Genomic DNA, 14,808 nt, shown 5'->3' on the forward strand with positions numbered 1-14,808 from the left:
CACCGGACCGCATCCGAGCGCAGCGATCAGGGGCGGGTGGCCGTGGGGGTTCCCTTCTTCCGGGGGGCGGCCCACCCTGGCGGGATGCGACTGGACGGGCGGGCGGCGATCGTCACCGGGGGCTCTCGGGGTATCGGATTTGCTGTCGCCGAAGGATTGTCGGCGGCCGGGGCGGATGTGCTGGTGACCGCGCGGGACAGCGCCGGTGTCGAGGCGGCCGTCAAGAGGCTGCGGGCGGTCACGGGTGAGCGGCGCGGCAGGGTCGACGGCGGCACCGGCTCGGCGGGGGACCCCTCTGCCGTAGCTGAGTGGGTAGGCAGCTGCGTGCGGCTGTTCGGCTCCGTGGACTTCGTCGTCAACAACGCCGGGGCCAACCAGCCGTTGGCTCCGGCCGTCGACGGGGATCCGGCGGTGTGGTTGGAGACCTTCGCCGTCAATGTGCACGGGCCGCTCGCGCTGGTGCGTGCCGCGTGGACGGCGTGGATGCGGGAGCACGGCGGCGCGGTGGTGAATGTGGTGACCGAGGGCGTTCACGGGGCGGGACCGGGGTTGGCCGCGTACGAGACCAGCAAGGCGGCGCTGCTGCAGCTGACCCGTCATCTCGCCGCCGAGTTGGCCCCCGGCGTACGGGTCAACTCGGTCTCCCCGGGGCTGGTGCGAACGGAACTGGCCCGGCACTACTGGGAGTCGGCGCAACAGCGGCTGGCCTCCGCCACTCCGATGCAGCGACTCGGCGAGCCGGAGGACATCGCTGCGGCCGTGGTCTGGCTCCTGTCCCCTGCGGCCGGGTGGGTCACCGGAAGCGACCTGTTGGTCGACGGGGGGCGCCGGGTGGCACCGCGGTGACGGTCGCTGATGAGGGATCTTGACTGCGGCGTCTGCGTGGCTGACCGCGCAGTTCCCCGCGCCCCTGGATGGTGCAACTGAACCGCTGCGAGCAAGTTGCACCATCCAGGGGCGCGGGAACTGCGCGACAAGCCGTGCACAAGCCGCGGTCGAACCGCTGCTGTCAGAAGCCCCCGCTCACGCGGTGGTACGGGCCAGCCATGCCGTCATGGCACGGGTGCGCTCTTCGATGTAGTCCTCGTCCCGGTCGTTGAGGATCGCGAAGGCGATCTGTTGCAGGCCTGCGGTGAGGTAGTGGGCGTGGGCGCGGCGGAAGGTGTCGGCGTCGACCACCGCGGCGACCTTGTCCCAGCCGTGCCAGGCCAGGGCCGCTGCGTCGACGGCCGGGTCGTACTCCTGGGCCAGGTCCCAGTCCAGGACGCCGAGCAGCCGTCCGTCGGCGTCCCAGCGCATGTTGTCACCGGCGAGGTCCCCGTGGACCAGCGAGTGCGGCACCGGCGGCAGGTTCAGCACGGTCTGCACTCGCCGTCGGCCCTCGGCCTGCCACTCGGCCGGGAGCCGGGGCACGGCCTGGTGCAGCATCACCTCGGCCCAGCGGTCACCGCCCGCGTACTCGAGCGGTCGGGCGAGGAGATGGGCGATCGGCGCGGTGTCGACCGAGCGGAGCGCCTCCAGCAGCGCCCTGAGCTCCTTGGCGTCGCCGCCCTCGCCCTTGGGGCTGGGGCTGCCGTCCAGCCAGGAGAGCGACACGGCGGTGCAGCCGCCCGCCGTCACCACCTCGGACAGCGGCGTGGGCACCGTGAAGGGCAGGTCCAGCCCGCCCAGTCGGCGCAGTAGTTCGGTCCGGCGCGGCAGCAGGGCGGCGGCCGCCTGGGTCCTGGCGATCCGCACCACCGCGCTGCCCGGCAGCAGCACCACGGTGTGCGAGCCGCCCTGCGCGAAGCTCGCGTCCCGCAGGTCGGTGCCGGGCAGTACGGCGGCGGCGACAGCGAGCAGCTCTTCGGGCGTCCGGTCGTCCATGCGCGCCACCCTACTGAGAGCGCTCGCCCGGCTCGGTCCGTCAGGGGACCCGCTCGGGTAGCCTGACGGACCCGTCCCGGGCTGGAGGAGGCGTCGATGCGTGCCGGTCGACTGATGTCGCTCGTGCTGCTGCTGCAGAACCGGGGGCGGATGACAGCCGACGAGCTGGCCGAGGAGCTCGGCGTCTCGGCGCGCACCATCTACCGGGACATCGAGTCGCTGAGCGGCGCGGGGATCCCGGTCTACGGGGACGCCGGACACAGCGGGGGCTACCGGCTGCTCGACGGGTACCGCACCCGGCTGACCGGGCTGCACGCCGACGAGGCGGAGTCGCTGTTCCTGGCCGGGCTGCCGGGTGCGGCGGCCGACCTGGGGCTGGGCGAGGTGCTTGCCGCCGCGCAGCTGAAGCTGACCGCCGCGCTGCCGGCGCCGCTGCGGGACCGGTCCGGGCGGATCCGCGAGCGCTTCCACCTCGACGCCCTCGGCTGGTACCGGGAGCAGGACTCGCCGCCCGGTCTCGCGGTGCTCGCCGACGCCGTGTGGAACCAGCACCGGATCCGGGTGCGCTACCACCGCTGGGCCGCGCCGCAGGAGGTCGAGCGCGAACTCGACCCCTACGGGCTGGTTCTCAAGGCCGGCGTCTGGTACCTGGTCGCGGCGGTGGCTCCGGCGGTGGCTCCGGCGGTGGCCGGAGGCACCGATCACGCGCCGGTACGGACCTACCGGGTGTCGCAGATCCTGAGCCTGGACGTGATCGCGGAGACCACCTTCGAGCGTCCCTCCGGATTCGACCTCGCGGTCTTCTGGCGGGACTATCTGGAGGCCTATGACGCCCGCAGGCTGCGGCTTCAGGCCTCGGTGCGGATCGGCCCGGCGATGCTGGCCTCGCTCCCCGACCGGCTCGACGCAGCCCTGGTACGCGCGGTCCAGGCCTCGGCCGGGCCGCCGGATGCCGAAGGCTGGGTCACCGCGACGGTTCCGCTGGAGTCGGTGGAGCTGGCGGTGCCGACGCTGCTGTCGCTCGGGGCCGACATCGAGGTGCTGGCCCCCGAAGAGCTGCGCTGTGCGGTCGCCGAGGCGGCGGCAGCCACTCTCGCCCGATACCGGCCGGGCGACGCTGCCCGGGCCGAGGACGGTCTCAGCAACACCGCCGAGGCCAGGGTCGCCAGCAGCGCCAGTGCGGCCAGCAGGGCGAAGCCGTAGCGGGTGTCGCTGTGGTCGGTCACCGTCGCGACCAGCAGCATCACGGCGACCGTGGCCGCCAGCCCGCCGCCGTTCGCCAGGCCGAAGGCCCTGCCCACCGAGGCCTCGTCCGCCGAGGCCATCAGCATGGTCCGGGAGGCGATCCGGGCCTGTCCGAAGACGAAGGCGCCGAGCGGCACTCCGATCAGATAGCCGGCGATCCCGAACTGGCTCTGCAGCACCAGTCCGACATTGCAGAGCAGGAAGCCGACCACGGCGATGCGCAGGTCCGGGTACCGCTTGCTGACGATCCGGTAGACCCCGGTGGCAGCCAGGAAGCCGAGGCTGCCGAGGGCGTCCACGGCACCGAACGTCCCCGCACCCAGGTGGAGTTCACCGATGACCGCCGTCGGCAGCAGGGCGTTGAACACGGTGACGACCACGCTCCCCTGCGCATAGAGCAGGATGAAGCGGCGGACCCGGAGCGGCTGTGCCGGAACGGCGGAGGCCGGACAAGCAGTTGCCTCCACGACAACCGCCGACGCTCCGTACTTGCGCCCCACCGACGCGACGCACAGGGCGGAGACCACGAAGGTGCCGGCGTTGAAGACCAGCAGCGGCACCGCCCCGAAGGCCTGCACGGCCAGCCCGCCCACCGTCGCCGACAGCAGCATGCCCGCCTGCGTCCCGGTCTCGTAGCGGGCGTTGAAGCGCCGCAGCCGGTCCGGTGCCACCCGCTCCTTGATCAGCGCCGAACTGGCCGGGAAGAACAGGGAACTGACGACGGCGAGGGCCAGATTGGCGGTGTAGATCCCAGGTCCGGGATCGCCCCCGCAGGCCAGCCAGAGCGGCAGCCCCAGGGCCAGCACCGCGCTGGCGGCATCGCAGCCGATCCACAGCTTCCGCCGGTCGAAGCGGTCGGCGATCCGACCGCACAGCGGTGACAGCAGGGCCTGCGGGCCGGCGACGGCGATGAAGAGCCAGCCGACGGCCATCATGGTCCGCTGCTCCCTGATCATCAGCAGTGCGCCCGCGATCAGCTGGACGTTGTCGCCGAGGGCGGTGGCGAAGGCGGCGGGTACGAGCAGGCGCTCGGCTCTGCGCCGCTGGTGGTGGCTGGAGTCCATGGCACCAGTCTCGGAACATCCACTGACACCTTCTGTCAGTGAATCCGCCTGTCAGTGGATCCGACCGAGTGCGCACCCCGAGTGATCGTCCGGATTGACCCGGGTGGAAGTACTCAGGACCCGAGAGTGCGGCCCCCGCCACAATGGCCCCATGCTCAGCGACTTCGCCCGACGTGTCCTGCCCCTGCTCGGACACCTGCAGGTCACCGGTGACGTCCCGGACGGTCCCGGGCCCGGCAGCATCGTGGCCGCCAACCACAGTTCACTGATCGATCCCGGCGTCGTGCTGGCGGCGCTGGCCCGGCGCGGGGTGCACGACCCGGTGGTGCTGGCGGCGGCCGGGCTGTGGCGGATACCGCTGCTGGGCGGGCGGTTGCGCGCCGAGGGCCACATCCCGGTGCACCGCGGCGACCGTCGGGCATCGGACGCGCTGGACCTGGCCGCCGAGGCCCTGGCCGAGGGACGGGTGGTGGTCGTCTACCCCGAGGGACGGCTGCCGCGCCGCCTCGACTCCGGCGACCGCGACCCCGAGCCCTTCCGCACCGGACTGGCCCGGCTGGCGCTGGCGACCGGGGCGCCGGTGGTGCCGCTCGGCCAGACCGGCGCCCGCCGGATCACCTCCGGCAGCCGCGCCAAGCAGCTGGCCGGGCTGGCCACTTCGCCGCTGCGCCGACCCGATCTGCACGTCCACCTCGGCGCCCCGATCCACCTCACCGGCACCCCGGCCGAGGCAACGGCCCAGGCCCACGCGGCCGTTGCCAGGGCGCGGTCGACTGCGGCCGGTGCTGCGGAGCCGACGGTCAGCGAGGATGCGGTAGAACTGCCGGAGCGTGCGCCAGCACCGCGGTGATCTCGGCGTCCTCGATCAGCGGCTTGCCGGACGGCAGCGACCAGCGGATCCGCTGGGCCAGTTCGCCGCGTTCGGGCTCCGGGGGGAGCGACTGGGCGGAGAAGGTCGAGAACACCCCGCCGATGAGTTGATCCACCGTCAACTCGTCGGTGCGGCGCACCGTGATCTCATGGACGTCGACATAGCCCGCCGCCGCCAGGGCCCGGGCGTAGCGGGACCGGTCCTGCGGCGAGCTGCCGCCGATCGGGCCGGGCCGGGTGCCGAAGTGCGCCTCCAGGCAGTCCCGCAGGGCGTTCGACCAGTCGGAGTTCTGCAGCCACAGCGGGGAGCTGTCGGCCACGACTGCGACTCCCCCGCCGGGGCGCAGCAGCGGGAGCAGCCGGGGGAACAGCAGCTCGTGCTGCATCCAGTGCAGCGCCTGCCCGACCAGGACCGACGCCAGCGCACCGGCCCCGATCTGCGCGCCGATCTCCGGGACGTCGGCGTCGGACCCCAGCACCCACACCGTGTTCCCGGCCCCGGCCCGGGCGGCCGCCTCCCCGGCGAACCGCAGCATGTCGGGCTCGGGGTCGATCCCGACCACGGCCCGCACCCTCGCCGCGGTCGGCACCGCCAACTGGCCGGTTCCGCAGCCCAGATCGAGTACGGCATCTTCCTTTGTCCATGCGAACTCCGCCTGCAGCGCGTCGAAGAGTTCGGAGGGATACCCGCGCCGGTACTTGGCGTAGTACTCGGCCACCTCACCGCTGAATCCTGTACCCATGCCCCAACTCTGCCCGATCAGCGGGGTGCTGCGCGCTAGGCGGAGGTGACGAGGTTGTTCTCGTAGGCGAAGACGACGGCCTGGACCCGGTCGCGCAGGCCCAGCTTCATGAGGATGCGGCTGACGTGGGTCTTCACCGTGGTTTCGGCCAGGTTGAGGGCCGCCGCGATCTCGGCGTTGGAGAGCCCGCGGGCGACCTGGACCAGGACGCTGTGCTCGCGCGGGGTGAGCGTCAGCAGCGCGGCCGCGGCCTCGCCGCCCTCGACCGGGAGCCGGGAGGCGAAGGTGTCCAGCAGCCGTCGGGTGATCCTGGGCGCCACCACGGCCTCGCCGGCGGCGACCACCCGGATCGCCTCCAGCAGCTCCTCCGGGCGGGCGTTCTTCAGCAGGAAGCCGGAGGCCCCGGCCCGCAGCCCGGCGAAGGCGTACTCGTCCAGGTCGAAAGTGGTGAGGATGAGCACCCTGGTGCCCGGGCACTGGGCGACGATCCGGCGGGTGGCCTCGATCCCGTCCATGCCGGGCATCCGGACGTCCATCAGCACGACCTCGGGCTTGTCCCGCAGGGCGATCCGGACGGCCTCCGCGCCGTCCGCGGCCTCCCCGGCGACGGCCAGGTCCGGCTGGGACTCCAGGACGAGGGAGAAGGCGACGCGCAGCAGCGGCTGGTCGTCGACGAGCAGCACCCGGATGGTCACGCAGGCTCCAGTTCGGCGGTGTCGGGCTGGGGAGCGGGTTCCGGGGCAGCAGCCTCCGGGGCCGGTTCGGCCAGGTCGAAGGTGGCGCTGACGCGCCAGCCACGGCCGCCCGGGCCGGGGCCGGCCGTCAGGCCGCCGCCGAACGCGGCCGCGCGCTCGCGCATGCCGATCAGGCCGTGGCCCTGGCTCTGGCCGTGACTCCCACTGTCGGACGGAGCGGTGCCGTGGCCGTCGTCGGTGACCTCCAGCGTCATCGCGGCGCCGTCGACCCGGACCGTCACCCGGGCCCCGGAAACCCCGACGGCGTGCTTGAGGGTGTTGGTCAGCGATTCCTGTACCAGTCGGTACACCGTCAGCTGGGCTCCGGGGGAGACCGACTCCATCGCTCCCGACACCGAGAGCCCGGTCGGCAGTCCGGCCGCCCGGACCTGCCGCACCAGCGCCTCCAGCTGCCCGATCCCGGGCTGCGGATGCCGCAGCGCCTCGGGTTCGTCCGCGCGCAGCACACCCAGGAAGCGGCGCATGTCGGTGAGCGCCTGGCGGCCGGTCTCGGCGGACTGGCGCATGGCCGCGGTGGCCCGGTCGGGGCTGTGCGGGTTGGCGTAGACCGCGCCGTCGGCGAGGGCGACCATCACCGAGAGGTTGTGGGTGACGATGTCGTGCATCTCACGTGCGATCCGTGAGCGCTCCTCGGCCACCGCGAGCGCCGCCTGCTGGTCCCGTTGCCGCTCCAGGTCCAGCGCCCGCTGCTCCAGGTTGGCCAGCCTGCCGCGACGGGCCCTGACGTTGAAGCCGAGCACCAGGGCGGCGGTGACCGTGCCGGAGAAGAGCAGGAAGACCTTGACGATGTCGAAGGCCGCGTCGGTCGGGCTGATCACCGGACCGTTCTCGAAGCGCCGGTTGGCCAGGTCCGGCCAGCTGAGGGCGGCGAGCAGGGCGCCGAGCTCGCACACCGCGTAGGCGAGCCACGTCTGCGCGCGTCGGCAGTGCACCGCCACCGTGTGCAGGGCCAGCAGCACGGCCAGATCGCTGGGCAGGCCGCCCTGCACCGTGAGCCACTGGACGAAGGCCGAGCCGGCGACCACGCAGAACACCGGGAACGGCGCGATCCGGCGCAGGGCGAGCGGCACCGTCAGACCCACGGTCAGCACCAGCAGGATCGCCGAGTGACTCGCGAAGGCGCGTCCCAGCGAGAGGAACATCAGCAGCAGGGCGACCACGGCGTCGACGGCAACCGCATAGCGGCCGCGACCCGCGCTCGTGGCGAGCCCCCGCAGCGAGGTGAGGTCGAAACGCTTCCCGGTCATGGGCACCAGTCTCACACTCCTCGCCGCGGGGGCAGTCACACCGACGTGTTCAGGCGTCCCGGCGGCGCAGCACCGCGGCGCCGCCGATCAGGGCCGCGGCCACATAGATGCACAGCACACCGAAGCCGACCCAGGGGCTCAGCTGGCCGGGATCGCCGTGCAGGGTGAACAGCGCGCCCCCCGCGTTGCCGGGCAGGTACGGCGAGATGTTGCTCTGCCAGCTGGACGGCAGCGACTCCACCAGCAGCGGCAGCACCAGCAGCAGGCCGAACAGCGAGGCGATGCCGGCGGCGGTGTTGCGCAGCAGCGCGCCCAGGCCCACCGCGATCAGCCCGATGGCGGTGAGGTAGAGGCCCAGGCCGAAGACCGCGCGCGGCACCCCGGGGTCGCCGAAGGAGGCGCCGATGTGCTTGCTGCTGAAGATCGCCTGCCCGATGAAGAACGCGGCCAGCGCGGAGAGCGTGCCGACCACCCAGGTGGCCACGCCGAAGACGATCGCCTTGGCCCACAGCACCGGCAGCCGTCGGGGCACGGCGGAGACGGTGGCGCGGATCATGCCGGTCGAGTACTCACCGGTGAACATCAGCACGCCGAGCACGCCGATCGCCATCTGCGCCAGGTAGTAGCCGCGCAGGCTGTGGTCGGTCGGGTTGAAGGACGCGCGCTCCTCGGCGTGCAGCTGGCTGAAGTGGTCCAGCATGGCCCAGCACAGCAGCGCGCCGAAGCCCACCGTCAGCACGATGCCGGCGGCCAGGGTCCAGTACGTCGACCGCAGCGAGCGGAACTTGATCCATTCCGACTTCAGCACCCGGCCCAGGCTGACCTTGGTCTCGCTCTCCGGCGGCAGGGTGGTGGGGATGCGGGCTGCTTCCAGAACGGCGCTCATGCTGCGGTCTCCTTGACGCGCTGGTCGGCGGTCCGCGCTGCGGTGCCGGTCTGATACTCGACGGCGTCCTTGGTGAGTTCCATGAACGCCTCCTCCAGCGAGGCCTGGTGCGGCGTCAACTCGAAGAGGACCAACTGGTTCCGGGCCGCGAGGTGGCCGATCTGCTCGCTGTCGGCGCCGGTGACGTCCAGGACGTCCGCGCGCTCCTCGTCCGGGGTGGCCAGCACGCCGGGCAGGTCGCGCAGCAGTTCGCCCAGGCGCACCGAGTCGGGGGTGCGGACCCGTACGGCCTGGCCGACCGAGGCGCGCGAGGTGAACTCGGCGACCGAGGTGTCGGCGATCAGCCGGCCCCGGCCGACCACGATCAGGTGCTCGGCGGTCAGGGCCATCTCGCTCATCAGGTGCGAGGAGACCAGCACCGTGCGGCCCTCGGCGGCCAGCGACTTCATCAGGTTGCGGATCCAGAGGATGCCCTCCGGGTCCAGGCCGTTGACCGGCTCGTCCAGGATCACCGTGGCCGGGTCGCCGAGCAGGGCGGAGGCGATGCCCAGGCGCTGGCCCATGCCGAGCGAGAAGGCGCCGGCGCGCTTGCGGGCCACCTCGTGCAACCCGACCAGGTCCACCACCTCGTCGACCCGGCGCATCGGCAGACCGTGCGTCGCGGCCAGTGCGGCCAGGTGGTTCCAGGCGCTGCGGCCGGTGTGGACGGCGCGGGCCTCCAGCATCGCGCCGACCTCGCGCAGCGGCGCGGGGTGGTCGGCGTAGCGGCGGCCGTTCACGGTGGCGTGGCCCTCGGTGGGCGCGTCCAGACCGAGCAGCATCCTCATGGTGGTCGACTTGCCGGCGCCGTTGGGGCCGAGGAAGCCGGTGACGATGCCGGGGCGGACGGTGAAGCTCAGGTCCTCCACCGCGGTCTTGGGGCCATAGCGTTTGGTCAGGCCGACAGCTTCGATCATGACGTGGGTTCCTCGACGGACTTCAGCGGGCGTATACGCGGACGCCCTCACGCTAGTTTCCGGCCACACCCCGGCACGAGCCGCCAGCGATGTACCGAACGGGCCGTGGTGGTGGTCCGAGAGATGCACCCCTTCTCCTCCTCAGGGAGGAGACGATCACGCTCCGGCGGGCCCTGTCCGCAGAGCGTCGACCAGCAGGTCGAGCAGTCGTCCGGTCTGCTCCCGGCTGTCGCTGCCCGCCGTGGACAGGAACACTCCGAGCAGCATGGCGGTGACGTCGTCGGGGTCGACGTCAGGGCGCAGCGAGCCCGCCTCCGCCCCGGCGCCGAGGATCGCCGCGATCGCGCCGGTGACCCGCTCCCGGGTGGACGGCGTCGCGATGCGACCGGCGGCCCAGCCGGCCCGGAGCGTGTCGACCATCCCGCGCTTCACCGCGGCGAACTGCCCGTAGCGGTCCATCCAGGCCCGCAGCGCGCGGTCGGGCGGCAGTTCTTCGAGCAGGGCGCGCGAACTGAGGGCGATGGCGTCGAGTTCGGCGGCGTAGACCGCCTCGACCAGCGCCTCCCTGGTCGGGAAGTGGCGGTAGAGCGTGCCGATGCCGACGCCGGCCTCGCGGGCGATGTCCTCCAGCGGAACGCTGTCGTCGGCTGCGGCGAAGGCGGCCCGGGCGACGGCGACGAGCTTCTCGCGGTTGCGCCGCGCGTCCGCGCGCAGCGGGCGAGGGGGGGTCGTCGGTTCGGTCGGGGACGGGTCCGTGCCAGACAAAGCGGAGGGACCTCCGTTAGTGCTACGGTCGATGGAGCGGAGGAACCTCCGCTTCCGTCATCATCCCATAGGACGGGGAGTCCGACATGCCCGCGAACACGCCCGCGAACATGCCCGTGAACACGCCAGCGAACACCGATTCCGCCGCCACGGCCCCCGGCGTTCCGCACCCCGGCGGCCCCGGCCCCCTGGCCGGCCGCACCGTCTCCCGGATCGGCTACGGCGCCATGCAGCTGGAACGGCTGCACGGCGACCGCGCCGCGGCCGTGGCGCTGCTGCGCCGGGCCGTGGAACTCGGCGTCGACCATGTCGACACCGCCCAGTTCTACGGCGACGGCTTCGTCAACGGCCTCATCCGGGAGGCCTTTCATCCCGAGGACGGCGTGGTGGTCGTCTCCAAGGTCGGTGCCGACCCGGACCCGGGCGGCCGGATCCCGATCCGGCTCGCTCAGCGTCCCGAGCAGCTCCGGGCAAGCGTGGAGGCCAACCTGCGCAGCCTCGGCCTCGACCGGATCCCGGTGGTGAACCTGCGCCGCGCGGACATCGGCCCCGGGCTCCGCGCCGAGGGCGACCAGTTGGTCGACCTCGACGACCAGCTCGCGGTGCTGACGGCGATGCGCGACGAGGGCAGCATCGGCGCGATCGGGCTGAGCAGCGTGACCCCGGACGCATTGCGCCGGGCCCTCCCGGTCGGCGTCGCCTGTGTGCAGAACGCCTACAGCCTGGTGTCGCGCGACGACGAGGACCTGCTCTCACTCTGCACCTCCGAGGGCATCGCCTGGGTGCCGTACTTCCCGCTCGGGGGCGCCTTCCCCGGCCTGCCGAAGGTGACGGACGAGCCCGCGGTCCAGGCCGCGGCGAAGTCCCTCGACCGCACCCCGTCGCAGATCGGCCTGGCCTGGCTGCTGCGGCACGCCCCCAACACCCTGCTCATCCCGGGCACCGCGGACGCCGGGCACCTCGAAGCCAATGTCGCCGCGGGCGCCGTCACCTTCGACGACACGACTCTCGCCGCACTCGACTCCGTCCCGTCCCGCCCGTTCGAGCTGACCTTCGACTGAGCGGGGTTCTCCACCGGCGGTCGCGGCCCAGCGCAAGGGCCGAGCGGGGGGCGTGCGGAAGCACGGGCGGCGGAAGGAGCGCCGGGCGTGCTTCGGTCGGGACGGGGAGCGGGGCGGTTGCGGGGAGCGACCGGGCCGGGCGGTGGCTGGGGTGCGGGGTGCCGGTGGCCGGCGGTGGTGCGGATGAGGGCATACGGTGCGTCACTTCGCACGGCCGTCAAGGGTTTTGACGCAGTGTGATGCATCGGATCCGCAGCGTAGCGAACCCCCCGCTCGGGTATGGACGGCGGCATATGCGGGACCCCTTCCGCAATGCACCGCACACACCGCACGCACCCCATCGGTCCGGCCGGAGGCCAGCATGTCCCAACCCCTGCACGAGCGGCGGCTACGCATTCTCGTCCACGCCAGCGCCTTCAACAGTCTCACCCAGCGGATCACCCTGGAACTGGCCGCACTCGGCCACGACATCGCCGTGGCCCTGGCCGTCGACAGCGGCGCCGAACTGCGGGCGGCCGTCCGCAGACACGACCCCGAACTCATCGTCTGCCCCATGCTGACCAGCGTCGTACCCGAGGACGTCTGGTCCACCCGGACATGCCTGATCGTGCACCCCGGACCACCCGGGGACCGCGGCCCCTCGTCACTGGACTGGGCTCTGGGCGCGGGTCTGCGCCAGTGGGGCGTCACCGTGCTGCAGGCGGTCGCCGAGATGGACGCCGGGGACATCTGGGCCGCCGAGGCGTTCGAGATACCCCAACTCTCCGGCGGCATCAGCAAGAGCGACGTCTACCGCAACGAGCTCTCCGACGCCGCCTCCCGGGCCGTGGAGCGGGCCGTACGGCGCTTCGCCCGCGGCGGGTTCCGGCCCAGGCCGGCCCCGCACGGGGTGGCCCGGCCCTACTACCGGCAGGAGAACCGCCGCATCGACTGGCGCAGCGACACCACCGCGAGCGTGTCACGCGCCCTTCGCATCGCCGACTCCAGCCCCGGCGTCCTGGACGAGATCGACGGACGCGGCTACTTCCTCTTCGGCGGCCAGCCCGAGGAGGGGCCGCTGCTGCCCGGCCGCACCCGGCCCGGGGCGTTCCTGGCGACCCGGGGCGGCGCGGTCTGCCGGGCCACCGTCGACGGCGCGGTCTGGCTGAGCTCGGCGCGGCCGCGGCGGCTGCCCGGAGGGCCGCCGACCGCGAAGGTACCGGCCGCTGACGCGCTGGCCGCCCACCTGCGCGGAGTGCCCGAGCTGCCTGCCTCTCCCGTGGCGTCCTCCGGCCCCCGGCAGACCTGGAGCAGTGTGCGCTACCAGGAGCAGGGGCCGGTCGGGCTGCTGCGCTTCTCCTTCCCCGGCGGGGCGATGAGCACCGGCGACTGCCGCCGACTGCTGGCCGGCTACCGGCACGCCCTGGACCGGCCGACCCGGGTGCTGCTGCTGGGCGCGTCCAGGGACGTGTTCTCGCACGGCATCCATCTGGGGGCGATCGAGGCCGCGCCCGACCCGGCCCGGGAGTCCTGGGCCAACATCAACGCCATGGACGACCTGGTGGAGGCGATCCTCACCACCCACGACCGGATCACCGTCGCAGCCCTCGGCGGCAATGCCGCGGCCGGCGGGCTGATGCTGGCACTCGCCGCCGACGAGGTCTGGGTGCGCGAGGGAGCTGTGCTCAACCCGCACTACCGGCTGATGGGCCTGTACGGGTCGGAGTACTGGACCAGCACCCTGCCGCGCCGGGTCGGCCCCGACGCCGCCGAACGGCTCACCGCGGACGCCCTGCCGCTGGTCGCGGCCCAGGCGCTGCGGCTCGGCCTGGTCGACCGGGTGCTGGCCTGCACACCGCAGCGGTTCACCGAGGAGGCGTCAGCGCTGGGCCAGGAACTGGCCGGCAGTGCGGACTGGTCGCACCGGCTCGCCGCCAAGCGCCGGGCCAGGGAGCACGCCGACGCCCAGCGCCCGCTGGCCTGGTACCGCTCCGAGGAGTTGGCGCACATGTACCGCAACTTCTATGCACCGGACGAGCCGTACCACGAACTGCGGCGGGCCTTCCTGCACAAGACCCCGCCGCGGAGCACCCCGGAGCGGCTGCGACGGGTGCGGCCGGCGGTAGCTGCCTGACAGCCGCGGTGACTGCTGATCCGATGCCGGTCGGTCAGACGATCGGCAGCCCGGCGTAGTTCGCTGCCAGCTCGGCCGCCGCATGCGGGGAGGACGCGATGCGGTCGAGCTGGGACAGCTGGAGCCGGGTGTCGAAGTCGGACTGCTCGGGATCGGTGTGCAGGGTGGTGGTCATGAAGTAGGAGAAGTGCTCCGCCCGCCACACCCGGTTGAGGCACGTGTCGGAGTAGGCGTCCAGCAGTTCGGTGGAGCCGGTTCGGTGCAGCTCCGCGAACGCCTGGGCCAGCACGGTGACGTCGGCGGCGGCGAGGTTGAGCCCCTTGGCGCCGGTCGGCGGGACGATGTGGGCGGCGTCCCCGGCCAGGAGCAGCCGACCGTGCCGCATCGGCTCGGTGACCGAACTGCGCATGGGCAGAACGGACTTGGCGGTGATCGGCCCCCGGGCTAGCTTCCAGTCGCCGTCGGCCAGGGCGAAGCGCGCCTCCAGCTCGTCCCAGATCCGCTCGTCGGACCAGTCCGCCGGGTCGGTGCCGTTGGGCACCTGGAGGTACAGCCGGCTGACGGTGGGCGACCGCATGCTCAGCAGGGCGAAGCCGCGCGGGGAGTGGGCGTAGACCAGTTCGTCGCTGGACGGCGCCACATCGGCGAGGATGCCGAGCCAGGAATAGGGGTAGGTGCGCTCGAAGGTCTGCCGGGCATCGGCGGGTATCGCGTCCCGGACCACCCCGTGGAAGCCGTCGCAGCCGACCACGTAGTCGCAGACGAGGGTCTGCTCGACGCCCCGGTGGGTGTAGCGGACGGTGGGTTCGGCCGAGTCCGGGCCGTCGATGCCGGTCACCTGGGCCTCGAACAGCAGCGGTGCCCCGTCGGCCAGTTGCAGTGCGACCAGGTCCTTGACCACCTCGGTCTGGGCGTAGACCCACACCCGGCGGCCGCCGGTGAGGGCGGGGAAGTCGATCCGGTGCGCGCGTCCGTCGAAGCGCAGCTCGATGCCGTCGTGCGGCAGGCCCTCCCGGTCCAGCCGGTCCCCGGCACCGGACTCGCGCAGCACGTCCACGGTGCCCTGCTCCAGGATTCCGGCGCGCTGCCGCTGCTCGACATAGGCGCGGTCCCGGCTCTCCAGGACGACGCAGTCGACGCCGGCGGCGTGCAGCAGCCGGGCCAGCAGCAGACCGGCGGGGCCGGCGCCGACTATGCCGACGGTGGTACGGGCGGGGACGGTGGTACGGGTGGGGGC

General features: G+C 72.9%; 13 protein-coding genes and 1 pseudogene. 5 read left to right on the forward strand and 9 right to left on the reverse strand.

Features of this window, described 5'->3' with window-relative positions; all coding sequences use genetic code 11:
- The first annotated feature begins 84 nt into the window (after nucleotides 1–84).
- A complete protein-coding gene (locus TR46_RS13780) occupies nucleotides 85–846 on the forward strand; it encodes an SDR family oxidoreductase (RefSeq protein WP_042399370.1) in 762 nt (253 codons plus the stop codon).
- 177 nt (nucleotides 847–1,023) lie between these two features.
- Here TR46_RS13780 and TR46_RS13785 read toward each other — a convergent pair whose 3' ends face one another.
- The gene (locus TR46_RS13785) at nucleotides 1,024–1,866 is read right to left on the reverse strand and encodes a phosphotransferase family protein (protein WP_042399375.1); all 843 of its coding nucleotides are present in this window, start codon (nucleotides 1,864–1,866) and stop codon (nucleotides 1,024–1,026) included.
- A 96-nt stretch (nucleotides 1,867–1,962) separates the two neighbouring features.
- Here TR46_RS13785 and TR46_RS39420 point away from each other — a divergent pair, with 96 nt between their 5' ends.
- Nucleotides 1,963–3,069, forward strand: coding sequence for a helix-turn-helix transcriptional regulator (locus tag TR46_RS39420; RefSeq protein ID WP_084718447.1), 1,107 nt, complete (start codon nucleotides 1,963–1,965; stop codon nucleotides 3,067–3,069).
- On the opposite strand, the pseudogene TR46_RS45320 reads toward TR46_RS39420, so the two are convergent.
- A pseudogene (locus TR46_RS45320) lies at nucleotides 3,027–4,175 on the reverse strand (MFS transporter); the annotation flags it as partial. The gene TR46_RS39420 and the pseudogene TR46_RS45320 overlap by 43 nt on opposite strands.
- A gap of 151 nt (nucleotides 4,176–4,326) precedes the next feature.
- Here TR46_RS45320 and TR46_RS13800 point away from each other — a divergent pair.
- Nucleotides 4,327–5,025 carry a lysophospholipid acyltransferase family protein gene (locus tag TR46_RS13800; RefSeq protein ID WP_042399383.1) on the forward strand — a complete coding sequence of 233 codons (699 nt, stop codon included), beginning with the start codon at nucleotides 4,327–4,329 and terminating at the stop codon, nucleotides 5,023–5,025.
- Here TR46_RS13800 and TR46_RS13805 read toward each other — a convergent pair.
- From TR46_RS13805 to TR46_RS13830, 6 genes are all read right to left on the reverse strand, one after another.
- Entirely contained in the window at nucleotides 4,976–5,788 is an 813-nt protein-coding gene (locus tag TR46_RS13805; RefSeq protein WP_042399385.1) for a class I SAM-dependent methyltransferase, read from the reverse strand. The two genes, TR46_RS13800 and TR46_RS13805, sit on opposite strands and share 50 nt — an antisense overlap.
- A gap of 35 nt (nucleotides 5,789–5,823) precedes the next feature.
- Nucleotides 5,824–6,483 carry a response regulator gene (locus TR46_RS13810; RefSeq protein WP_042399388.1) on the reverse strand — a complete coding sequence of 220 codons (660 nt, stop codon included), beginning with the start codon at nucleotides 6,481–6,483 and terminating at the stop codon, nucleotides 5,824–5,826.
- On the reverse strand, nucleotides 6,480–7,790 hold the full coding sequence (locus TR46_RS13815; protein ID WP_063770587.1) for a sensor histidine kinase: 1,311 nt from the start codon (nucleotides 7,788–7,790) through the stop codon (nucleotides 6,480–6,482). Before TR46_RS13815 ends, TR46_RS13810 begins: the two co-directional genes overlap by 4 nt.
- Nucleotides 7,791–7,839: 49 nt before the next feature.
- Nucleotides 7,840–8,676, reverse strand: coding sequence for an ABC transporter permease subunit (locus TR46_RS13820; RefSeq protein WP_052432775.1), 837 nt, complete (start codon nucleotides 8,674–8,676; stop codon nucleotides 7,840–7,842).
- A complete protein-coding gene (locus tag TR46_RS13825; RefSeq protein ID WP_042399391.1) occupies nucleotides 8,673–9,632 on the reverse strand; it encodes an ABC transporter ATP-binding protein in 960 nt (319 codons plus the stop codon). Before TR46_RS13825 ends, TR46_RS13820 begins: the two co-directional genes overlap by 4 nt.
- A gap of 156 nt (nucleotides 9,633–9,788) precedes the next feature.
- Nucleotides 9,789–10,397 (reverse strand): TetR/AcrR family transcriptional regulator, encoded by a 609-nt coding sequence (locus TR46_RS13830; RefSeq protein WP_042399394.1) that lies wholly within the window; start codon nucleotides 10,395–10,397, stop codon nucleotides 9,789–9,791.
- 110 nt (nucleotides 10,398–10,507) lie between these two features.
- On the opposite strand from TR46_RS13830, the gene TR46_RS13835 reads away from it, so the two are divergent.
- Together TR46_RS13835 and TR46_RS13840 are read left to right on the forward strand one after the other, a co-directional pair.
- Nucleotides 10,508–11,458, forward strand: coding sequence for an aldo/keto reductase (locus tag TR46_RS13835; protein ID WP_042399560.1), 951 nt, complete (start codon nucleotides 10,508–10,510; stop codon nucleotides 11,456–11,458).
- Between the two features lie 361 nt (nucleotides 11,459–11,819).
- Nucleotides 11,820–13,571 (forward strand): enoyl-CoA hydratase-related protein, encoded by a 1,752-nt coding sequence (locus tag TR46_RS13840; RefSeq protein WP_042399397.1) that lies wholly within the window; start codon nucleotides 11,820–11,822, stop codon nucleotides 13,569–13,571.
- A gap of 34 nt (nucleotides 13,572–13,605) precedes the next feature.
- Here TR46_RS13840 and TR46_RS13845 read toward each other — a convergent pair.
- The coding region (locus TR46_RS13845) for a 4-hydroxybenzoate 3-monooxygenase (protein WP_042399400.1) at nucleotides 13,606–14,808 on the reverse strand (1,203 nt) is incomplete at its 5' end.

It is taken from the genome of Streptacidiphilus carbonis, assembly GCF_000787775.1.
GTDB classification, from domain to species: Bacteria; Actinomycetota; Actinomycetes; order Streptomycetales; family Streptomycetaceae; genus Streptacidiphilus; species Streptacidiphilus carbonis.

Excerpts from the sequence above, each read along its gene's own strand:
- TR46_RS13780 (WP_042399370.1), top strand. The coding sequence starts at position 85 with ATGCGACTGGACGGGCGGGCGGCGATCGTCACCGGGGGCTCTCGGGGT.
- TR46_RS13785 (WP_042399375.1), bottom strand. The coding sequence starts at position 1,866 with ATGGACGACCGGACGCCCGAAGAGCTGCTCGCTGTCGCCGCCGCCGTA.
- TR46_RS39420 (WP_084718447.1), top strand. The coding sequence starts at position 1,963 with ATGCGTGCCGGTCGACTGATGTCGCTCGTGCTGCTGCTGCAGAACCGG.
- TR46_RS13800 (WP_042399383.1), top strand. The coding sequence starts at position 4,327 with ATGCTCAGCGACTTCGCCCGACGTGTCCTGCCCCTGCTCGGACACCTG.
- TR46_RS13805 (WP_042399385.1), bottom strand. The coding sequence starts at position 5,788 with ATGGGTACAGGATTCAGCGGTGAGGTGGCCGAGTACTACGCCAAGTAC.
- TR46_RS13815 (WP_063770587.1), bottom strand. The coding sequence starts at position 7,790 with ATGACCGGGAAGCGTTTCGACCTCACCTCGCTGCGGGGGCTCGCCACG.
- TR46_RS13820 (WP_052432775.1), bottom strand. The coding sequence starts at position 8,676 with ATGAGCGCCGTTCTGGAAGCAGCCCGCATCCCCACCACCCTGCCGCCG.
- TR46_RS13825 (WP_042399391.1), bottom strand. The coding sequence starts at position 9,632 with ATGATCGAAGCTGTCGGCCTGACCAAACGCTATGGCCCCAAGACCGCG.
- TR46_RS13835 (WP_042399560.1), top strand. The coding sequence starts at position 10,508 with ATGCCCGTGAACACGCCAGCGAACACCGATTCCGCCGCCACGGCCCCC.
- TR46_RS13840 (WP_042399397.1), top strand. The coding sequence starts at position 11,820 with ATGTCCCAACCCCTGCACGAGCGGCGGCTACGCATTCTCGTCCACGCC.